The organism is Microbacterium sp. SLBN-111, assembly GCF_049739645.1.
In the GTDB taxonomy this organism is placed as follows: Bacteria; Actinomycetota; Actinomycetes; order Actinomycetales; family Microbacteriaceae; genus Microbacterium.
The window spans coordinates 2423423-2444781 of the sequence record NZ_JBMGQH010000001.1 but is presented as its reverse complement, the minus strand read 5'-3'; the positions used below and the strand labels follow the sequence as shown (position 1 = coordinate 2444781).

Genomic DNA, 21359 nt, shown 5'->3' with positions numbered 1-21359 from the left:
CCCCCGCCGCGGCCCGGACTCCGTTCCCGCACACCGAGCGGAGGAGATCCCGGGAAGGGAGGACCGCAACGCCCCCTGGCATCCTCCCCTCCCCGAATCTCCTCCGCTCCGCACGCCCGAGCCGCACCCCCGAACGCCCGAGCCGCACCGAACGGAGGAGAAACCACGAAGGGAGGACCACAACAGCCCCCGGCATCCTCCCCTCCCCGAATCACCTCCGCTCCGCACGCCCGAGCCGCACCCCCGAACGCCCGAGCCGCACCGAACGGAGGAGAAACCACGAAGGGAGGACCACAACAGCCCCCTGGCATCCTCCCCTCACCGAATCACCTCCGCTCGCCACCACCGCGCGGGAACGGCGACGCCCCGCAGGGCGCCGCCGCGTCGAAGCGGTGCGTCAGGCGTCGAGGCCGACGGCCACGGGCTCGTCGTCGCCCGAGACCAGCGGGATCGCGGCCGTCACGATCGGCACCGAGGCCGACAGCAGCGTGCCATCCTCGCGCACCGATCCCTCGAGCTGCCGAATCGACGGGCGCCCCGGGATGAGCGGCCCCTGGCCGTGCAGCGCGACGCGCACACTCTCACCGGGAGCGACGGTGTAGTCCACCCCGCGCACTGCGAAGTCGACCGGGCCGCCCTCCTCCCCGGCGTGCAGCGTCAGCGCGGTGGCCGTGAGCGTGACGTTGAGGCGGGTGCCGTGCCAGTGCAGCACGTACGACAGCTCGGGCCACTCCGCCGGCAGACGCGGGTCGAACGTCAAGCGCCCGAAGTGGTCGCGCATGCCGCCGAAGCCGCTCACGAGCGCCGTCCACACGCCACCGGCGGATGCCACGTGCACCCCGTCGGCGGCGTTGTGGTGCAGATCGCCGAGGTCGACGAACGCGGCCTGGCGGAAGTACTCCAGCGCGAGGTCCTGGTAGCCGACCTCGGCCGCGAGGATCGACTGCACGACCGCCGACAGCGTCGAGTCGCCCGTGGTGAGCGGGTCGTAGTACTCGAAGTCGGCCAGCTTCTCGGCATCCGTGAAGTGATTGCCCTGCAGGAACAGGGCCAGCACGACGTCCGCCTGCTTGAGCACCTGGTACCGGTAGATCACCAGCGGGTGGAAGTGCAGGAGAAGGGGGCGCTGATCGGGCGGGGTGTTCTCGAGATCCCAGATCTCACGCTCCAGGAACACGGCGTCCTGGGGATGGATGCCGAGCGCCGGGCTGAACGGGATGTGCATCGCCTCGGCCGCCAGCTCCCACCGGTCGGGCTCGGACGGGTCGAGGTTCATGCGGTCGGCCATGCGGCCGTAGGCCTCGGGGTCGTTCTCGGCCAGGTCGCGGACGGTGCGCGCGGCGAAGCGCAGGTTGAACCGCGCCATGACGTTCGTGAAGAGGTTGTCGTTGACGACGGTGGTGTACTCGTCCGGCCCGGTGACGCCGTGGATGTGGAACGAGTCCTCCTCGCCGTCGCCGTCGCTCGACCGCCAGAACCCGAGCGTCGACCACAGCCGCGCGGTGTCGACCGCGATGTCCACGCCCTCACGCGCGAGGAACTCCTCGTCGCCCGTGGCCCGGACGTACTTCGCGAGCGCGAAGGAGACGTCGGCGTTGATGTGGTACTGCGCGGTGCCGGCGGCGTAGTACGCCGAGGCCTCCTCGCCGTTGATCGTGCGCCAGGGGAACAGCGCGCCGGCCTCGTTGAGCTGGTGCGCGCGCTTCCGCGCTGCGGGGAGCATGAGGTACCGCATGCGCAGGGCGTTCCGCGCCCACTGCGGCGTCGTGTATGCCAGGAACGGCAGCACGTACACCTCGGTGTCCCAGAAGTAGTGGCCGCTGTACCCCGAACCGGTGACGCCCTTGGCGGGGACGCCCTGGCCGTCGGCGCGGGCCGCGGCCTGCGCGAGCTGGAAGAGGCACCAGCGCGTCGCCTGCTGAAGGTCGCCCTGGCCGCCGATGCGGACGTCCGAACGGTCCCAGAACGCCGCGAACCAGTCGATGTGGCTCTCGCGGAGGGCGACGACGCCGAGGCTGCGGGCGCGGTCGAGCGTCCGGCGGCACCGGTCGACGAGTTCGCCGGCGGGCACCCCGCGGGACGTGTGGTAGCTGACGAACTTCGTGACCGTCGTCGGGACGCCCGCGCGCGCCTGCACGCGGAACACGTTCTTCGCGATATCGGGCTCGATGAGCTGCCGCGAGGTGTACTCGTTGGCCGTCTCAACCTCGTGGTCGGCGACGACGGCGAGCGTCATGCCCGACTCGGTGACCTCGTACGAAAGCGCCGACCGGTCGCCGTCCTGCCAGTACTCGCGCGGCTGGAGCACGCGGTCGGTGAGCTTCTCGGTCTTGCGCGGGTCGAATCCGGCGGTCTTGGATGCCATCGGCGAACCGCCGTAGATGCCCTCGCCGTCCTGGCGGTTGAGGAGCTGGCACGCCACCGTCACCGGAGCGTCCGAGTTGAGGACCGTCACCGTCAGCCGCAGCACGACGAGGTGCTTCTCCTCGAACGACACGAACCGCTCGTCCTCGATGCGCACCTCTTTCCCCGACGGCGTCACCCACAGGAGCGTGCGGCGGAGGATGCCCTGGCGCATGTCGAGCACGCGCTCGTACTCGCGGACGTCGGCGACGTCGAGCGAGAGCGGCTCGTCGTCGACGTAGACGCGCATGACCTTGGCATCCGGCGCGTTGATGATCGTCTGGCCGACCTCGGCGAAGCCGTAGGCCTGCTCGGCGTGACGGATCGGGAACGTCTCGTGGAAGCCGTTGATGAAGGTGCCCTGCTCGTGGGCGAAACGACCCTCGATGGAGTTGCCACGCAACCCCAGGTAGCCGTTGCCGATGGCGAACAGGGTCTCGGTGACGCCCGTGTCGTCGACCGAGAACTCGGTCTCGACGAGACGCCATTCGTCGATGGGGAAACGATCGCGATCGATCATCGGGCAGGCCTTCCGGTGTGCCGGGGTTCGGGTGGGTCGCGCGGGGCGACGGCTCAGTCTACGAACGCCTGGAGGTCGTCGACGACCACGTCGGCCCCGGCGGCGAGCAGGTGCTCCGCTCCCACGCCGCGATCGACGCCGACGACGAGCCCGAAGCCCGCCGCGGAGGCCGAGGCGACGCCGCTCGTGGCGTCCTCGACGGCGGCCGAACGGGCGGGGTCGACGCGCAGCATGCGGGCGGCCTCGGCGAACACGTCCGGCGCGGGCTTGGAGGCGAGGTGATCGCGTTCGGCGACGACGCCGTCCATCACGACGGGGAAACGGTCGCGGATGCCGGCGGCCTCGAGCACCTCGACGGCGTTCTTCGAGCTCGACACGACGGCGATCGGGGTGCCCGCGGCCTGGAGGAGGTCGAGCACCGCGACGGATCCCGGGTAGGGGGCGATGCCCTCGGCGCGGAGGATGCGCGAGAAGACGAGGTTCTTCCGGTTGCCGACGCCGCACACGGTGTCGAGCGACGGGTCGTCGGACGGGTCGCCCCACGGCACCTCGACGTCGCGACTGCGCAGCAGGCTCGCGACGCCGTCGTAGCGCTTCTTGCCGTCGACGTGCTCGAAGTAGTCGCGGTCGGTGTACGGCGGCTGGATGTCCCACGCCGCGAACAGCTCGTCGAACATCTCCTTCCACGCGCGCATGTGCACTTCGGCGGTGGGGGTGAGCACACCGTCGAGGTCGAACAGGACGGCGTCGAACGACGTCAGATCGGGCAGGTCACGGCTGTCGGTCACGGCGGGCTCCAGATCGCGAGGGCAGGACGCGCGGTCACGACGGTGCGCCGCCGTTCCAGCGTAGTGGCGTGGGGTGGGCGCGGCCCGCTCAGGACGCGACCGACAGGGTCTGACGGGCGATCTCGAGCTCCTCGTTGGTCGGCACGACGAGCACCTCGACGCGCGACGCGTCGGAGGAGATCCGACGGATGCCACGCCCCCGCGTCTCATTCCGCTCGGGGTCGATCTCGACCCCCGCGAAGCCGAGCGTCGCGACGGCCTCGGCGCGCACGCGCGCGGCGTTCTCGCCGACGCCCGCCGTGAAGGAGATGACGTCGACACCGCCGAGCTGCGCGAGGTAGGCGCCCGCGTACGCGCGGAGGCGGTGGATGTACACGTCGAACGCGAGCTGCGCGTCGGGGTCGCCGGCGTCGCACCGCGCGGTGAGGTCGCGCATGTCGGACACGCCCGCGAGCCCGACGAGACCCGACCGCTTGTTCAGCAGCGTGTCGAGGTCGGCGATCGACAGGTCGGCGCGGCGCGCGAGCTGCAGCAGCACCGCGGGGTCGAGGTCGCCGGACCGCGTGCCCATGACGAGCCCCTCGAGCGGGGTGAGTCCCATCGACGTCTCGACGGATCGGCCGCCCTCGATCGCCGTCACGGACGCACCGTTGCCGAGGTGGAACACGAGCTGACGGAGGTCCGCGAGCGGACGACCGATGAACGCGGCGGCGGATTCGCTCACGAACTTGTGGCTCGTGCCGTGGAACCCGTACCGGCGGATGCGATGCGCCTCGGCCAGCTCCCGATCGATCGCGTACGTGTACGCCGCCGGCGCGAGCGTCTGGTGGAACGCGGTGTCGAACACCGCGACGTGCGGGACGTCCGGGAACGCCTTCTTCGCCGCGGCGATCCCGGCCAGGTTCGCCGGATTGTGGAGGGGCGCGAGCACCGAGAGCTCGTCGATGTTGATCTCGACGAGCGGGGTCACGACCGTCGGCTCGAAGAAGCGCGCGCCGCCGTGGACCACGCGGTGACCGACGGCGACCGGCGGCTGGGCGTCGAGCGACGGCCCGTGCGCGGCGAACGCCTCGAGCATGACCGCGAACCCCGCCCGTGTGGTCGGGGATCTCGCGTTCGATGGTGGTCGTGGCATCCACGACCGTCGGCGCGGGACCGTCGGCCGGGGCCAGAGCCGCCGCCGCGACGGTGTGCGTCGCGACGCCGACCTCTTCGCCGATGCGCTCGACCAGACCCGAGGCGAGGACGCGCTCGTGCTCCATGTCGAGCAGCTGGTATTTGAACGAGGAGGATCCGCTGTTGACGACCAGCACGACGCTCACGAGTTGCTCCCCTGCGCCTGGATCGCGGTGATGGCGATCGTGTTGACGATGTCGTCGACGAGCGCTCCGCGCGACAGGTCGTTGATCGGCTTGTTGAGGCCCTGCAGCACCGGGCCGATGGCGACCGCGCCGGCCGAGCGCTGCACGGCCTTGTAGGTGTTGTTGCCGGTGTTCAGGTCGGGGAAGACGAACACCGTCGCACGCCCCGCCACCTCGGACCCGGGCATCTTGGCCGCGGCGACCGCGGCGTCGGCCGCGGCGTCGTACTGGATCGGCCCCTCCACGAGGAGCTCCGGCGCGCGCTCGCGCACCAGCGCGGTGGCCGTCCGCACCTTCTCGACGTCGGCGCCGGTGCCCGACTCCCCCGTCGAGTACGAGAGCATCGCCACGCGCGGCTCGATGCCGAACTGCTCGGCGGTCGCGGCGGACGAGATCGCGATGTCGGCGAGCTGCTCGCTGGTGGGGTCGGGGATGACGGCGCAGTCGCCGTACACGAGCACGCGGTCGGCGAGGGCCATCAGGAACACGCTCGACACGACCGAGACTCCCGGCGCGGTCTTGATGATCTCGAAGGCCGGGCGGATCGTGTGCGCGGTGGTGTGCGCGGCGCCCGAGACCATGCCGTCGGCGAGACCCAGGTGCACCATGAGCGTGCCGAAGTACGACACATCGGTCACGGTGTCGGCGGCCTGGGCGTACGTGACGCCCTTGTGCGCGCGGAGCCGTGCGTACTCGGTCGCGAACTTGTCAACGTGCACGGCGTCGAAGGGGCTCAGCACCTCGGCGTCGCGGATGTCGATGCCCAGCTCGATCGCCCGGCCGCGGACCTCGAGCGGCTCGCCGAGGATCGTGAGGTCGGCGATGCCGCGCGCGAGCACGGTCGCCGCCGCCCGCAGGACGCGGTCGTCGTTACCCTCGGGCAGCACGATGCGGCGGCGGTCGCTGCGGGCCCGGTCGACCAGGCCGTACTCGAACATCAACGGCGTGACGACGCTGGGCCGCGCGACGCCGAGTTCGCGCGTGAGGAGCTCGGTGTCGACGTGCCGCTCGAACATCGCGAGCGCCGTGTCGTACCGGCGCTGCGAGTCCGCAGCGAGGCGGCCTCGGGTGTTCATGATGCGCACCGCGGTGTCGTAGGTGCCGAGGCCGGTCGCGATGATCGGCAGCGACGACCCGAGGCCGTCGATGAGGCGCACGATCGGGTCGGGAAGCTCGAATCCACCGTTCAGCACGACACCCGCGAGCGACGGGAACGTGCCCGAGGCGTTGGCGAGCAGCGTCGCGAGCAGCACTTCGGTGCGGTCGGCGGGGATGACGATGACCGCGGATTCCATGAGGCGCGGGAGCACGTTCACCATCGACATGCCCGCGACGACGACGCCGAGCACCTCACGTGTGAGCAGAGCGGGGTCTCCCTTGATGAGCTCGCCCTGGACAGAGCGCAGCACGCCGCGCATCGAGGGGGCGATGAGGAAACGGTCCTCGGGGAGCGCCCAGACCGGAACCGTCCGGCCCGGCGTCGTGGCGGCGGCATCCACGATCGGACGGACCGAGCCGACGATCTCGTCGAGCTGCTCGGGCTCGGCGCGGTTGACGACGACGGCGAACACCTCGGCGCGCTCGTGCAGCAGTTCGGGGACGGCGAGGGCCGCGATCTGCCCGACCTCCTGCGGCGTGCGCGCGACCGAGAGGCCGAGCGTCTCGCCCTGCCCCTGCTGCGCCCGGCCGCCGAGCACGAGGAGGACCGGGGCACCGAGGTTCGCGGCGATGCGCGCGTTGTACGCGAGCTCGGCGGGGCTGCCGACGTCGGTGTAGTCGCTGCCGATCACCACGACCGCGTCGCATTGCGCCTCGACGGCCTTGTACCGCTCGACGATGCGCCCGAGCGCCGCGTCGGCGTCGTCGCGGACGTCGTCGTACGTGACGCCGACGCAGTCGTCGTAGTCGAGGTCGACGCCGTCGTGGTCGAGCAGCATCTCGAGCACGTAGTCGCGCTCGGCGGTGGAGCGCGCGATCGGTCGGAACACGCCGACGCGCGGGGTGACACGGCTGAGGGCGTCGAGGACGCCGAGAGCCACCGTGGACTTGCCCGAGTGCCCCTCGGCCGACGTGATGTAGATGCTCTGCGTCACGGCATCCAGCCTAGGCGGGGCGGGTGACATCCCGCCGGGGTTGCCTCGCTATCGAGCCATCGAATCCGCACCGTAGGCTGCGGTCGTGAGCACTCTCCCGGATCGCCCCGGCACCACCGTCCCGGACTACCGCGGCCGCACGGGCCTGCACCTCACCGGACGCGACCTGGATCGCAATCCCCGCGTCGAGGTGACCGACGTCGAGCTCCTCGCCGCGGGATGGCACGTGCTGCGCGCGACGACCTTCCGCTACCTCGGCGACGACGGCGAGTGGGCGACGCTGAAGCGCGAGACCTACGACCGCGGCAACGGCGCGACGATCCTCCTCTACGACCCCGCGCGGCGCACGGTGCTGCTCACGCGACAGTTCCGCTACCCGGTTTACGTCAACGACCACCCCGACGGCATGCTCATCGAGACCGCGGCCGGTCTGCTGGACGACGACGACCCGGTCACCGCGATCCGCCGCGAGGCCGAGGAGGAGACCGGACTGCGGGTCGTCGACGTCGAGCCGGTGTTCGAGGTGTACATGAGTCCCGGGTCCGTCACCGAGCGCCTGCACTTGTTCGCCGCGGCCTACGACGGCGCGACGCGAGAGGGCGACCGCGGCGGCCTCGCCGAGGAGGACGAGGAGATCGAGATCCTCGAATACGACATCGACGCGGCCCTGCGGATGATCCGCGACGGGGAGATCCAGGATGCCAAGACGATCATGCTGCTGCAGTGGGCGGTGATCGACGGGCCGTTCGCGCGCCGCTGAGCGGGGGCGGAGCAGGACGCCGCGGCGTGGCATCCGGAATCCGCCGACGAACCTGCGCCCGGGTATGAAAAGACTCTCCGCGCACCCGGCAGAGCCTGGTTACCCTTGCTACGTTTCCGTCCTGGGGGAGTTGGCCTGGATACCGCCGCGCGGAGAGCTGCCGCCAGTCTACCCGACGTCCGCCGGGACGCATGTCGACGGGGTCGGCGACCGTTCACCCGGGGAAGGCGACGCGCCGGAGCAGCGCCGCCAGCTGACCGCGTTCCTCGTCGTCGAGCCCCGCGTGCAACGCCCGTTCGGCGGCGAGGATCGCCGGGCGCGCCTCCGCCAGGAGCGCGCGACCGTCGGCCGTGGCGACCACGACATTCGCGCGCCGGTCGCGCGGGTCTGCTTCGCGTGTCACGAGCCCTCGCCGCTGCAGCTCGTCCACGAGAGCGACCACCTGGCTGGGATCCAGCCGCAGGTGCTCGGACACCTCGCGCTGCGACGGGCGGGCCTCGCCGGCGGCGAGCGCGAGCACCGAGTACGAGCGCACCTTGAGTCCAAAGGGGGCCAGAGCCGCGTTCCCGGCGGCGATCGAGAGGGCGTTCGCGCGCGCCATGAGGAAGCTCAGGTCGTCGTCGAGGCGCACGGTCTCGTCGGTCGGGGTCTTCGACGTCATCGCGCAATCATAGCGATCTCAATCATTGACTTTCTCAACGATTGAGCTTAGAAAGAGTGCGACGGAAGGACTTCCATGACCAGCGCACCCCTCCTCGACGGCAAAGTCGCCGTCGTCACCGGCTCGGGCCGCGGCCTCGGCCTCGCCTACGCCCGCGAACTCGCCCGCCACGGTGCGGCCGTCGTCGTCAACGACGTCGACGCCGCCACCGCCGCCGAGGCCGTCGCCACGATCGAGGCCGACGGCGGCCGCGCGGTCGCGGTCGTCGCGCCGGTCGGCCCGACCGCGACCGCGCAGGAGCTCGTCCGCACCGCCGTCGACACGTTCGGCCGGCTCGACATCCTCGTCACGAACGCCGGTGTCCTGCGCGACACCGTGCTGTGGAAGATGAGCGACGACGACTTCGACACCGTCATCGGCGTCCACCTCCGCGGCACGTTCACGTGCGTGCGGGAGGCGGCGACGTGGATGCGCGAGAACGGTATCCCCGGCCGCATCATCTGCATCGGCTCCCCGACCGGCCAGCGCGGCAACTTCGGCCAGACCAACTACGCCGCGGCGAAGGCCGGCATCGTCGGCATGGTGCGCACGTGGGCCCTCGAGCTCCGCAAGGCCGGAATCACCGCCAACGCGGTCATCCCCGTCGCCGCCACCGCGATGACGGCGACGGTGCCGTACTTCGCCGCCGCCGTCGAAGCCGACGCCGCGGGAGAGCCCATGCCCGCGTTCTTCCGCCACGACCTCGGCTTCGGCACGTCCGACGACGTCGCGGGCCTCATCGCCTACCTCGCCTCGGATGCCGCCGGCGCGGTGACCGGACAGGCCATCGGCGTCGGCGGCGACCGCCTGCAGCTGTGGACCCACCCCGAGCCCGCGGCCACCGCCTACCGCGACGGCGGGTGGAGCGCCGAGGCTCTGGCGGACGAGTTCGACGCGGTGGTCGGCCCGCTGCAGAGCGTCGGCGAGACGTTCCCGCCCCTCCCGGACGAGCTGCGGCGCGACCCGGTGCGGTGACCGCGTGACCCGCTACGAGCCCGACATCGACGTCGCGGCCCTCACCGCGATCGACATGCACGTGCACGTCGAGATCGACGGCCACGACCACTCGTCCCTCCCCGACGACCTCACGGAGGCGGCCAGCCGCTACTTCTCGACCGACGGGCCCCGACCCGACCTCGACCACATCGCGGCGTACTACCGCGAACGTCGCATGGCCGCGGTCGTGTTCACCGTCGACGCCGAGACGCAGCTCGGGCACCCACCGATCTCGAGCGCGGAGATCGCGGCCGGCGCCGCACGCCACGCGGACGTGCTCATCCCGTTCGGGTCGGTGGATCCCCGGCGGCCCGACGCCGTGGACCGCGCCCGCCGCCTGATCGAGGACTCCGGCGTCCGCGGCTTCAAGTTCCACCCGACCGTGCAGGGCTTCGACCCGAGCGACGAGCGGTACTACCCGCTGTACGCCGAGATCGAGGCCGCCGGAGCCGTCGCCCTGTTCCACACCGGGCAGACGGGGATCGGAGCCGGGATGCCGGGCGGTCGGGGGTTCCGTCTGGCCCTGTCGAACCCGATGCTCCTCGACGGTGTCGCCGCGGACTTCCCGGCGCTGAACATCGTCATGGCGCACCCCTCCGTGCCGTGGCAGGACGAAGCGATCTCGGTCGCGACCCACAAGCACAACACGTGGATCGACCTGTCCGGCTGGAGCCCGAAGTACTTCCCCGAGCAGCTCGTGCGGGCCGCGAACGCGTTCCTGCGCGAGCGGGTGCTCTTCGGCAGCGACTTCCCCCTCCTCACCCCCGACCGCTGGCTGCGCGACGTCGAGCAGACGTCGCTCAAGCCCGAACGCCTCCCCGGCATCCTCCGCGACAACGCCGCGCGCCTGCTCGGCCTCTAGACCCACCCGACTCCCTCGAAACGGAGAACATCATGACCACGACCGTCGCCTACGCCGACGTCGCCGGCCTCGCCGGCACCGACCTCGGCTGGTCCGAGTACCTGGAGATCACGCAGGACCGCGTCGACCTGTTCGCCGACGCGACCGACGACCACCAGTGGATCCACACCGACCCCGAGCGCGCGAAGGACGGCCCCTTCGGCGGCGCCATCGCGCACGGCTACCTGAGCCTGTCGCTCACGGTGAAGTTCTGGACCGAACTGCTCGACGTCACCGGGGTCACGACGAAGGTCAACTACGGCCTCGACAAGGTGCGCTTCGTCTCGCCGGTGAAGGTGGGCGCGCGCGTTCGGATGAACGCGGTGGTCGCCGAGGTGACCGAGGTGCGCGGCGGCTATCAGCTGGCCGTCGACCAGACCGTCGAGGTCGAGGGCGGCGACAAGCCCGCCGTCGTCGCGCGCGGCCTGTACCGTTTCTACGCCTGACCTTCGGTTCCCCGGGAACCGGCCCCGGCTCGCCCGGTCGGCTCCCGGCCCGATCCCGGCGAGGTGCGCACCGCCGCCCGCACCTCGCCGGCCCCGCCTCCCGGCATCCCTCCCCCGCTCCGGGGCGCACGGTAGCGCCCCTCCTCGACGAAGAGACCCATGAGCACACCCGGACTCGGCGCCTGGCTCCCCCGCCGCCGCCTCAAGCACCCCGACAAGACCGCCCTCATCTTCGGCGACGATCGGCGCCTCAGCTACGCCGACCTCGCCACCGCCGTGGAGCGGGCCGCCGCCGTGTTCGCCGACCACGGCGTCGGCCGGGGCGACCGCGTCGCGTACCTCGGTGAGAACTCGCCGGAGTTCCTCGTCACGCTGTTCGGCGCGGCACACCTCGGCGCGGTGTTCGTGCCGGTGAACACCCGCCTCGCGGCCCCCGAGATCGCGCACGTGCTGGCCGATTCCGGCGCTCGCGTGCTCGTCCACGATCCGTCGTTCGCGGATCGCGTGGCCGCGGCGGTCTCGACCGCGCCGGTCCCACACGTCATCGGCACGGGCGCCTCGGGCCGCGACGGCGAACCGGGCTTGGCCCGCCTCCTGGACCGCGCGGTCACCGCGCCGCCACCCGAAGACGTGGGCCTCGACGACCCCGCCGCCCTCGTCTACACCTCCGGGACCACCGGTCGCGCCAAGGGCGCGGTGCTCACGCACGGCAACCTCACCTGGGTGTCGATGAACACGATCATCGACTACGACCTCGTCTCCTCCGACGTGTCGCTCATGATCTCGCCGCTCTTCCACGTCGCCTCGCTCGGCATGGGGGCGCTCCCCGCTCTCCTGAAGGGCGCGACCGTGGTGCTCGAGAACGGCTTCGAGGCTGGACGCGCGCTCGACCTCATCGAGCGCCACGGCGTCACAGTGGTGTCGGGCGTCCCGACGACATACCAACTCATGGCGGACCATCCCGAGTGGTCCCGCACCGACGTGTCGAGCCTGCGCACGCTCACGTGCGGCGGATCGGCGGTGCCGCCGCGGATCCGCGAGGCGTACGAGGCGCGCGGGCTGTCCTTCACGCAGGGCTACGGCATGACCGAGACCTCCCCCGGCGCCACGAGCCTGTCGGCCGCGATGACCCGCGCGAAGGCCGGGAGCGTCGGCCTGCCGCACTTCTTCACCGACGTCCGGGTCGTCGGAGAGGACGGGATGCCGGCTCCCGCCCGCGCCGTCGGGGAGATCCAGGTGCGCGGCCCCAACGTGTTCGCCGGCTACCACGGGCTCCCCGACGCCACGACCGCGGCGTTCGCGGCGGACGGCTGGTTCCGCTCCGGCGACCTCGGCTATCTCGACGAGGACGGCTACCTCTACATCGCGGACCGGTTGAAGGACCTCATCATCTCCGGCGGCGAGAACATCTACCCCGCCGAAGTCGAGGGTCTGATCCTCGGCATCGCGGGGATCACGGGCGTCGCGGTGATCGGCATCCCGGACGAGAAATGGGGAGAGGTGCCGATCGCCCTGGTCACGGTGGCCGAGGGGGTGTCGGTCGACACCGAGAGCGTGCGCGCGGAGCTCACCGGCCAGATCGCGCGGTACAAGATCCCGAAGACGGTCACCGTCGTGGACGACCTGCCGCGCACGGCGTCGGGGAAGGTGCGGAAGGCCGACCTCCGGGCGCGGCTGCTGTCGGCGCCCTAGTCGGTGACGCGGTCCGCCACGGTGACTCCGCCGTCGGCGCCTTCGTCGGCGGTGCCCGCGTCGCCGGCGCGCCCCTGGAGGGCGTCGACGAGGGCGAGGCCGCGCTCCGCCCACGCGATCTCGTGGTCGGCCCGCGCCACGAACCCCTCGTACGCGAACACCTTGAACGCCACGATCGCCTCGGGGTCGTGGCGCGTGTCGGTCTCGAGGCGGCGGGCGACGATCGGGTGGGTGCGGCCCCGGATCGCCTCCAGCTGCGCCTGCCACAGCCCGCGGCGGACGCGGTAGTGCGCGATGTGTTCGCGCAGCCGCGCGCGAGCGGCATCCGGGTCGGCCCACTCGAAGTAGGCGGCGCGCAGGATCGCGGGGTCCCGGTCGGCGCCGTACGCGACGGGCTGCTCCATCCAGCGGCGGAGGTCGTCGACGCCCTCGTCGGTGATCGTGTACTGCGTCTTGGTGGTGGCGGCGCCCCACGGGACCGACTCGTCGCGCAGCAGACCGTCGGCGACCATGCGTTTGAGCTCGGGGTAGATCTGCGAATCGGGGGCGTGCCAGACGTGCCCGACCGACCCGTGGAAGGCCTTCGCGAGGTCGTATCCGGTCATCGGCTGAGCGGTCAGCAGGGCCAGCAGCGCGTAGCGCAGGCTCATCGCGGACTCCCCTCTTGCGTCGCGGTGTCCGCCCACGATATCTTCCTCGCAATATCTATCGAGATAGTTATTGAGGACGAGGAGGTCCCGTGACCGAGACAATGGCGGCCAAGCTGCTCGACTACCCCCGGAACGCCTGGTACGTGGCCGCGTGGGACCACGAGGTCACGCGCAAGCGCCCGCTCGCGCGCACCGTCGCCGGACGGCCGCTGGCGCTCTACCGCACCGAGGACGGCACCGCCGTGGCCCTCGCCGACGCGTGCTGGCACCGCCTCGCACCGCTGTCGCAGGGGACGCTCGTGGGGCCCGGCGACATCCGGTGCCCGTACCACGGCATCACGTACGACCCCCGCGGCCGCTGCACCTCCATGCCCGCGCAGGAGACGATCAACCCCAGCGCGCTCGTGCCTTCGTTCCCCGTGGTCGACCGCTACCGGTACGTGTGGGTGTGGGTCGGCGACGCGGCGCTGGCCGACCCCGGTCTCATCCCCGACATGCACCAGATGACCCACCCCGAGTGGACCGGCGACGGGCTGACGATCCACGCCCCGTGCAACTACCAGCTCATCCTCGACAACCTCATGGACCTCACGCACGAGGAGTTCGTCCACTCCAGCAGCATCGGCCAGAAGGAACTCAGCGAGTCCGAGTTCGTCACGACCCACGACGACACCACCGTCACGGTGGAACGGTGGATGCGCGACATCGAGCCGCCGCCGTTCTGGCTCAAGAACATGCGCGACAAGTTCCCCGGCTTCACCGGTCGCGTGGACCGCTGGCAGATCATCCACTACGAGGCGCCGTCCACGATCTGCATCGACGTGGGCGTCGCCGCCGCCGGCACCGGGGCACCCGAGGGTGACCGCTCGCAGGGCGTGAACGGATACGTCATGAACACCATCACGCCCGAGACCGACCGCACGAGCCACTACTTCTGGTCGTTCCAGCGCAACTACCGCCTCGACAGCCAGCTCATCACCACGCAGCTGCGGGAGGGCGTCCACGGCGTCTTCGGCGAGGACGAGGCGATGCTGACCGCCCAGCAGGCCGCGATCGACGCCAACCCCGACTACGAGTTCTACAGCCTGAACATCGACGCCGGCGGGATGTGGGTGCGCCGGCTGCTGGAGCGCATACTCGCCGCCGAGGGCCGCGAACGCACCCCCGCGGCGGTGGGCTGATGGCCGTCGCGCACCGCGAGGTGTGGCAGGGCGGCACGGTCGCCGCCGCGCGCGCCCTCACGCCCGAGATCCGGCGCATCGAGATCGACGTCGACTCCCCCGTCCGGGTCGAGCCCGGCGCGCACCTCGACGTGCGCGTGCCGATCGCCGGGAAGATCGAGCGGCGCTCGTATTCGATCGTGGATGCCACCCCCGACGGCGCCCGCGTGGCGCTCAGCGTCTACACCTCCCCCGTGAGCCGCGGCGGTGCCGCCGTGATGAACGCGCTGCGCCCCGGGGACCGGATCGAGGTGACGCAGCCGCTCAACGACTTCCCCCTGCGCCTCGGCGCCCGGCGGTACGTGCTGGTCGCGGGCGGTATCGGCATCACGGCGCTGCACGGCATGGCCGAACGTCTGCGCACGGCCCGCGCCGACTACCGGCTGCTCTACCTCGGGCGCAGCCGCCCGCTCATGGCCTACCTCGACGACCTCGGCGAGCGGCACGGCGACCGCCTCGCGGTGCACGTCCGCGACGAGGGCACGTCGGTCTCGGTGTCGCGCCTGGTCGCCTCGGTCGAACCGGGCACCGAGATGTACGTGTGCGGTCCCATCCGGCTGATGGATGCCGTGCGGCGGGCCTGGATCGAGGCGGGGCTCCCGCCCGCCGACCTGCGCACGGAGACGTTCGGCAACAGCGGCTGGCACGACCCGCAGCCGTTCACCGTCCGCATCCCCTCGCTGGGGCTGGAGACGGTGGTGCCGCCGAACCAGTCGATGCTCGAGGCCCTGGAGGCCGCCGGGGCGGACCTCATGTACGACTGCCGCAAGGGCGAGTGCGGGCTGTGCGAGGTGCGCGTCTCGGGCCTCGACGGAGACATCGACCACCGAGACGTGTTCCACAGCGAGCGGCAGCGCGACGCGCGGACGAAGATGTGCTGCTGCGTCTCGCGGGTCGTGGCGCCGGCGGGCGGGACGGGCGTCGTCACGATCCTGCCCACGTGAGGCCGCTCACACCACGAGCGGCGCGAGAGCGCGCGCGGTCGGCTCCAGCGCCCCGATGACCTCCGTCGGGTCCTCGACGCGGTGGCGCGCTCCGGAGAACCCCAGCGCGCCGACCGTGACACCCCGGTCGTCGCGGATCGGGAGGGCGAGGCATCCGGTCGTCGGCACGATCTCGCCGCACTGCCGCGTCGCGCCGAACCGGCGCAGGTCCGCGGCGACCGCGCCGTCCGTCACCTGCCCCTCGGCCGCGAGCAGCAGCCGGCCCAGGGCGTAGCGGGCGGGTTCGCGGACGAGCCGGTCGGCGTCGGAGAGCGGGAAGTCCGGGTCGGCGTCGAGGACGACCACGCGCCCATCGATGAACAGTACGACGTGCACCCCTCCGCGGACGCTCCGCCGCGCCTCGGCGAGGAGCGCCCGCGCGGCTCCCGGCAGACGCGCGGGCGCGGCGGTCACTCCGGCCAGGTGCACGACGCGGGCGCCCAGCGCGAAGCCGGAGAGATCGGGGGTGCGGACGAGGTACTCGTCCTCGACGAGCAGGTTCAGCAGGCGGTACGTCGTCGCGCGGGCGAGACCGAGTTCCGTGGAGATGCGCTGTGCGCTCACCCCGGCCCCCAGGTGCGCGACGGCCTCGAGCACCGCCAGGGCCGAGCGGACGGCGCCCGGCTGACGCGCGGCGAGACCCGGCCGCTCAGGCATCGGCCCGCCCGGGCGGAGCGACGCCGCCGAGCACCTGGGCGGCCACCGGCTCGTCGTACGCGCCGATGGGCCGCGACCGTGGGAGAGACGCGACGATCGCGATGAGCACGCCCGCGAGCAGCGCGGCCGCGGCGACCGAGATCAGCGCGACGGCGTCGGAGCCGACGACGAGGAACGCCACCAGCGCCGCGGTGAGCGCCACCGCCGAGACCCCCGCGACGACCGCCGGCCACACGGTGAGCTCGCCGATCCGGCGCAAGAACACCGGTGCCGCGACGCACACCAGCACGTAGGCGACGATGTACCCGGTCGCCCCGACGGCGAGCGTCGCCCGCATCGCCTCGCGGACGTCGACCTCGGAGAGCGCGAGCACGAGGGGAACCCCTCCGACCAGCGGGAGGGCCGCCGCGATCGCGACGATCGGCGTGCGCAGGCGCGGGTGGGTGCGCCCCAGCCGCGCGGGCAGCACCCCGTCCCGACTCATCGCGAACAGCACCCGCACGAGCGCGGTCATCGTTCCGATCGCGCACGCGAGGAAGGATGCCGTGATCCCCATGTCGGCGGCCACGCCCCACGGCCCGAGTCCGTAGGCGCCGGCGAGGTCGTTGACGGGCGACGCGCTCGCGGCCAGGTCGAGACCGAGCGCGTGGAACCCCGAGGCCTGGGTGACGGCGGCGAGAACGTACACCGCCCCACTGATCACGACGGTGCCCGTGATCGCGCGGGGGACGTTGCGCAGCGGCGCCACCGACTCCACGCCCAGGGTCGCGGCGGACTCGAACCCCACGAAGGCGGTGAGCGCGACCACGGCCCCGGCGGCCAGCGCGACCGGGTCCACGGGCCCGGGCGCGAGGGCCGCGACGACGTCGGCCGGGCCGATGAGCACGAGCAGCACCGACAGGAGCGCCACGATGAGCGCCACCGAGATCGCCTCGACGACGAGCGCCACCCGCGCCGACAGCCGGATGCCGGATACCAGCACCGCCGCGACGAACACGACCTCCCCGAGGAGGGCGATCGTCACCGTGGCGGCGTGGTCGAGGCCGGGCCAGGCCGCCCCGAGCAGATAGCTCAGGTAGTAGGCGCCCCCGAGGAGGGCGAACATCGCGATCGCCGCGTAGCCGATCACCGTCGCCGCACCGGCGACCAGTCCCGCTCGCTCCCCCAATCCGCGAGCGGTGTAGGTGTACAGGCCGCCGGCCGCGGCGAAGCGGCGGGCGAACTGCGACACGGTGCGGGCGACGGCGAAGCTGAGCACCCCGGCGGCGACGATCGCGGCCACCGCGGCCCCCGGCGCGACGCCCGCGACGAGGAGCACGACCGTCGTCGCCGCCGCGGCGGGCGCGACGGCGGCGACGGACTGGGCGGCGAGATCGACGATGCCGATGCTGCGGCGTTCCAGTCCGTGCAGCGGTGAACGCGCGCCGAAGCCGGCGACGGGCGTGGGCCGGGCGATGGCGCGGGCAAGTGCGGTCATGGTGCTCCCCGTGGACTCGGTGCGACCGTACGCCGCGGCCGTTGCCCCGGCGCGACACCGATGTTTCCGGCGCGTGTCCCGGACTGAGACGCCGCGACCGGGGGTGTCTCAGTCCGTGTTCCGGCACTTTCACGCCGATCACATCGGCAGGCAACGCGCCGGGAGGAACCTCGGACGCACACCCGACCTCCGAAAGGCTCCGACATGACCCAGCTCAAATCGAAGGGAACCGACGCCGCACCCGCGCGGACCCTCCGCGGCTCCCTCGGTGTCACGGCGATCATCTTCATGGTCGTCGCCGCCGCCTCGCCGCTCACCGTCGTCGGCGGCGCCGGTCCCCTCGGCATCCTGCTCGGCAACGGTGTCGGCTATCCGACCCTGTACGCCGTCAGCGCCGTCATCCTGCTCCTGTTCGCCGTGGGTCTGGCCGCGATGACGCGCCACGTGCCGCGGCCGGGCGCGTTCTTCACCTACATCGGGTACGGCCTGGGCCGCCCGTCCGGTCTCGCCGCCGCGTGGACCGCGATGCTGACGTACACGACGATCCAGGTCGCGGTGTACGGCTACATCGGCTACCTGCTGGAGATCACCGTCGCGTCGATCGGTGGCCCCGACCTCGCGTGGTGGCTGTACGCGCTGGCCACGGTGGGGCTCGTCGGCATCCTGGGCTACCGCCACATCGACCTCTCGAGCAAGGTGCTCGGCGTGCTGCTCGTCGCCGAGGTCGCGATCGTGCTCGTGCTCGTCGCCGCGGTCGTCGTCAACGGCGGACCCGAGGGTCTGAGCCTCGCGCCGTTCGAGCCCGCCAACGTCTTCAGCGGCTCGCCCGGCGTGGGTCTGATGTTCGCGATCGCCGCGTTCATCGGGTTCGAGGCCACGGCGATCTTCCGCGACGAAGCCCGCGATCCGGACCGCACCATCCCGCGCGCGACCTACGGCGCGGTCATCGGCATCGGCATCTTCTACACGCTCGCGACCTGGGGCCTGATCATGGCGTGGGGTCCCGGCGGCATCCTGGCCGCGGCGGCGGAGAACCCGGCGACGCTCATGCTCCGCACCGTCGCGATCTATCTCGGGACGGTCGGCGAGGTGCTCGTGAACGTCCTGCTGCTGACGTCGATGTTCGCGTGCGTGCTGTCGTTCCACAACGTCCTCAACCCGCTACCAGCACGCGATGTCGACCGCCGGCGTCCTGCCCGAGCGCCTGTCCGGCGTGCACTCCCGTCACCTGTCCCCGCACGCGTCGTCGCTCGTGCAGACCGCGACCGCCGGCATCCTGCTCGCCGTCTTCGCGCTCCTCGGGCTCGACCCGCTGCTGCAGGTGTTCACGTGGCTGTCCGGGGTCGCGACCGTCGCGATCGTGGTGCTGATGGCCGCTACCTCGGTCGCCGTGATCGTGTACTTCGCCCGCAACCGCGCCGATCGCCGCCCCTGGAACACCGTGATCGCCCCCGCCCTCGGCTTCCTCGGGCTCGCGGTGTCCGCCGTCGTCATCGTGGCGTACTTCCCGGTGATGGTCGGCGACGTCGATGCCGACGGTGCACCGACGTTCGGCGCGGTGACGTGGGCGCTCCTCGCCCTGGTCGTGCTCGTCCCGGTGTTCGGCTACGTCCAGGCCGCCTGGATCCGACGCCGCCGCCCGGCCGCCTACGCCAAGCTCACCGACGCCATCGCCGGCTGATCCCTCCCCCTCCCCACCCGCTCCATCAGGAAGACACCATGACCCTCACCGATCCCACCGTCTCCGACTTCACCGCCCCCGCGGCGCCCGCCCACCCGCTCGGCTCGCTGACCCCCGCCGAGATCACCGCCGTCCGCACGATCGTCGCGGGCCTCGACGGCGTCGACGAGGCGACCCGCTTCGCCTACGTCGGCCTCGAAGAGGCGCCGAAGGGCGAGGTCCTCGCGTGGGAGCGGGGTGAAGCGCCCGCGCCCGAGCGCCGTGCCCGCGTGCAGCTGCTGAACCTGCGCACCGCGCACTCCCTCGACCTCGTCGTGTCGCTCGCCACCGGCGCGGTGCTGCGTTCCACCGAACTCGACGGTACGGAAGGACAGCTCCCGATCCTGGATGCCGAGTTCGAAGAGGTGGCCGTCATCGCCAACGAGAGCGCGGCGTGGGTCGCCGCGCTCCAGGCGCGGGGGCTGTCCCCCGAGCAGGTGGTGCTCGTCCCGCTGTCTGCCGGTCACTACGGATACGAGAACGAGGTGGGCCGTCGCATCCTGCGCACCTTCGCGTTCCGCCAGGACCACCCCGCCGACCACCCGTGGGCGCACCCCGTCGACGGCCTCACGGCCTACATCGACGTCGCCGCGCGCCAGGTGATCGAGATCATCGACACCCCCGGCTTCACGGTGCCGGAGACCCACGGCAACTTCGACGACCCCGAACTTCAGGGTCCTCCCCTGGAGGGGCTGAAGCCCATCGTCATCACGCAGCCCGAGGGGTCGAGCTTCACGGTCGAGGACGAGCGCGTCACGTGGGGCGAGTGGGACCTCCGCATCGGCTTCGACACCCGCGAGGGGCTCATCCTCCGGCAGCTGTCGTTCGCCGGTCGCCCGGTGATGTACCGCGGGTCCATCAGTGAGATGGTCGTCCCGTACGCCGACCCCGCGCCGAACCGCTTCTGGCAGAACTACTTCGACACCGGCGAGTACCTGTTCGGCCGGTACACGAACGAGCTCGAACTCGGCTGCGACTGCGTCGGCGACATCACCTACGTGGATGCCATCCTCTCCGACGAGAACGGGATGCCGCGGACCATCCGCAACGCCGTGTGCATGCACGAGGAGGACTTCGGCTCCCTGTGGAAGCACACCGACCTCTTCACGGGGTCGAGCGAGGTCCGCCGCGCCCGCCGGCTCGTGATCTCGTTCTTCACCACCGTCGGCAACTACGACTACGGCTTCTACTGGTACCTCTACCTCGACGGCACCATCGAATGCGAGGCCAAGCTCACCGGCATCCTGTTCACCTCCGCCTACCCGGGCGAGGGCTACCCGTTCGCGTCCGAGGTCGCGCCGGGCCTGGGCGCGCCGTACCACCAGCACCTGTTCTCGGCCCGGCTCGACATGACCGTGGACGGCGTCGCGAACGTCGTCAACGAGATCGACGCCGTGCGCCTGCCGATCTCGGCGACCAACCCGGCCGGCAACGCGTTCACCAAGAAGGTGACGCCGATCGCCTCCGAGAAGGTGTCGGGACGCGTCGCCGACGGCGCGGTCAACCGCGTGTGGCAGATCGCCTCGACCGAGAAGACCACCGAGCGCGGGCAGGCGACGTCGTACGTCCTGTTCCCGACGGAGACGCCGGTCCTCCTGGCGGACGAGGCCTCGTCGATCGCCGCCCGCGCGGCCTTCGCGACCAAGAACCTCTTCGTCACGAAGTACGACCCGGCCGAGCGGTACGCCGCGGGCGACTTCGTGAACCAGCACCCGGGCGGAGCCGGCATCCCGGACTTCATCGCCGGCGACGAGCCGCTCGTGGGTGAGGACGTCGTGCTGTGGCACACGTTCGGCCTCACGCACTTCCCGCGCAACGAGGACTGGCCCGTGATGCCCATGGACTACGCCAAGTTCACGCTCAAGCCGTACAACTTCTTCGAGCGCAACCCCGTGCTGAACGTCCCGGCGCCGGAGAGCACGCACTGCGCACCGACGGCGGGCGCCCACGGGCACGACCACCACGGGCACGACGGCGGCCACCACCACTGAT

The 21359-nt window shown here is 71.7% G+C and carries 16 protein-coding genes, 1 other RNA gene and 2 pseudogenes; 10 read left to right on the top strand and 9 right to left on the bottom strand.

Annotated features, from left to right (window positions below; all coding sequences use genetic code 11):
- Window positions 1-397 precede the first annotated feature (397 nt).
- The 4 genes and pseudogenes from RKD05_RS11315 to pta form a co-directional block, all read right to left on the bottom strand.
- The gene (locus RKD05_RS11315) at window positions 398-2923 is read right to left on the bottom strand and encodes a glycoside hydrolase family 65 protein (protein WP_424710100.1); all 2526 of its coding nucleotides are present in this window, start codon (window positions 2921-2923) and stop codon (window positions 398-400) included.
- A 53-nt stretch (window positions 2924-2976) separates the two neighbouring features.
- Complete coding sequence (locus RKD05_RS11310; RefSeq protein ID WP_424710098.1) at window positions 2977-3711, bottom strand: HAD family hydrolase; 735 nt, start codon at window positions 3709-3711, stop codon at window positions 2977-2979.
- Window positions 3712-3799: 88 nt separating this feature from the next.
- Window positions 3800-5033 (bottom strand): annotated as a pseudogene (locus RKD05_RS11305) (acetate/propionate family kinase).
- Complete coding sequence (gene pta / locus RKD05_RS11300) at window positions 5030-7165, bottom strand: phosphate acetyltransferase (RefSeq protein WP_424710096.1); 2136 nt, start codon at window positions 7163-7165, stop codon at window positions 5030-5032. The pseudogene RKD05_RS11305 and the gene pta overlap by 4 nt, the downstream one beginning before the upstream one ends.
- A gap of 85 nt (window positions 7166-7250) precedes the next feature.
- Here pta and RKD05_RS11295 point away from each other — a divergent pair, with 85 nt between their 5' ends.
- A complete protein-coding gene (locus RKD05_RS11295) occupies window positions 7251-7925 on the top strand; it encodes an NUDIX domain-containing protein (protein WP_424710095.1) in 675 nt (224 codons plus the stop codon).
- Between the two features lie 65 nt (window positions 7926-7990).
- Here RKD05_RS11295 and ffs read toward each other — a convergent pair.
- Both ffs and RKD05_RS11285 read right to left on the bottom strand, forming a co-directional pair.
- Window positions 7991-8087, bottom strand: an RNA gene (gene ffs / locus RKD05_RS11290) — signal recognition particle sRNA small type.
- 52 nt (window positions 8088-8139) lie between these two features.
- A complete protein-coding gene (locus RKD05_RS11285) occupies window positions 8140-8586 on the bottom strand; it encodes a MarR family winged helix-turn-helix transcriptional regulator (RefSeq protein ID WP_424710093.1) in 447 nt (148 codons plus the stop codon).
- Window positions 8587-8661: 75 nt separating this feature from the next.
- Here RKD05_RS11285 and RKD05_RS11280 point away from each other — a divergent pair, with 75 nt between their 5' ends.
- The 4 genes from RKD05_RS11280 (at window position 8662) to RKD05_RS11265 (ending at window position 12660) form a co-directional block, all read left to right on the top strand.
- A complete protein-coding gene (locus RKD05_RS11280) occupies window positions 8662-9600 on the top strand; it encodes an SDR family NAD(P)-dependent oxidoreductase (protein WP_424710091.1) in 939 nt (312 codons plus the stop codon).
- Between the two features lie 4 nt (window positions 9601-9604).
- Complete coding sequence (locus tag RKD05_RS11275) at window positions 9605-10483, top strand: amidohydrolase family protein (RefSeq protein WP_424710087.1); 879 nt, start codon at window positions 9605-9607, stop codon at window positions 10481-10483.
- Between the two features lie 32 nt (window positions 10484-10515).
- On the top strand, window positions 10516-10968 hold the full coding sequence (locus tag RKD05_RS11270) for a MaoC family dehydratase (RefSeq protein WP_022877814.1): 453 nt from the start codon (window positions 10516-10518) through the stop codon (window positions 10966-10968).
- Between the two features lie 159 nt (window positions 10969-11127).
- Window positions 11128-12660, top strand: coding sequence for an acyl-CoA synthetase (locus tag RKD05_RS11265; protein WP_424710085.1), 1533 nt, complete (start codon window positions 11128-11130; stop codon window positions 12658-12660).
- Here the strand turns inward: RKD05_RS11265 and RKD05_RS11260 are convergent.
- Window positions 12657-13310: a PadR family transcriptional regulator gene (locus tag RKD05_RS11260; protein WP_424710083.1), complete on the bottom strand. Its 654-nt coding sequence runs from the start codon at window positions 13308-13310 to the stop codon at window positions 12657-12659. The two genes, RKD05_RS11265 and RKD05_RS11260, sit on opposite strands and share 4 nt — an antisense overlap.
- Window positions 13311-13411: 101 nt before the next feature.
- Between RKD05_RS11260 and RKD05_RS11255 the strand changes: the two genes are divergently transcribed.
- Window positions 13412-14491 carry a Rieske 2Fe-2S domain-containing protein gene (locus RKD05_RS11255; RefSeq protein ID WP_424711825.1) on the top strand — a complete coding sequence of 360 codons (1080 nt, stop codon included), beginning with the start codon at window positions 13412-13414 and terminating at the stop codon, window positions 14489-14491.
- Window positions 14491-15474: a PDR/VanB family oxidoreductase gene (locus RKD05_RS11250; RefSeq protein ID WP_424710081.1), complete on the top strand. Its 984-nt coding sequence runs from the start codon at window positions 14491-14493 to the stop codon at window positions 15472-15474. Before RKD05_RS11255 ends, RKD05_RS11250 begins: the two co-directional genes overlap by 1 nt.
- A 6-nt stretch (window positions 15475-15480) precedes the next feature.
- On the opposite strand, the gene RKD05_RS11245 is transcribed toward RKD05_RS11250, so the two are convergent.
- Window positions 15481-16170, bottom strand: coding sequence for a helix-turn-helix domain-containing protein (locus RKD05_RS11245; protein WP_424710080.1), 690 nt, complete (start codon window positions 16168-16170; stop codon window positions 15481-15483).
- Window positions 16163-17647: an APC family permease gene (locus RKD05_RS11240; protein WP_424710078.1), complete on the bottom strand. Its 1485-nt coding sequence runs from the start codon at window positions 17645-17647 to the stop codon at window positions 16163-16165. Before RKD05_RS11240 ends, RKD05_RS11245 begins: the two co-directional genes overlap by 8 nt.
- A 204-nt stretch (window positions 17648-17851) precedes the next feature.
- Between RKD05_RS11240 and RKD05_RS11235 the strand changes: the two are divergent.
- The 3 genes and pseudogenes from RKD05_RS11235 to RKD05_RS11225 form a co-directional block, all read left to right on the top strand.
- Window positions 17852-18727, top strand: a pseudogene (locus RKD05_RS11235) (APC family permease); the annotation flags it as partial.
- Window positions 18728-18821: 94 nt separating this feature from the next.
- A complete protein-coding gene (locus RKD05_RS11230; RefSeq protein ID WP_424711824.1) occupies window positions 18822-19328 on the top strand; it encodes an amino acid permease in 507 nt (168 codons plus the stop codon).
- Between the two features lie 38 nt (window positions 19329-19366).
- Window positions 19367-21358 carry a primary-amine oxidase gene (locus RKD05_RS11225; RefSeq protein ID WP_424711822.1) on the top strand — a complete coding sequence of 664 codons (1992 nt, stop codon included), beginning with the start codon at window positions 19367-19369 and terminating at the stop codon, window positions 21356-21358.
- Window position 21359: the final 1 nt, after the last annotated feature.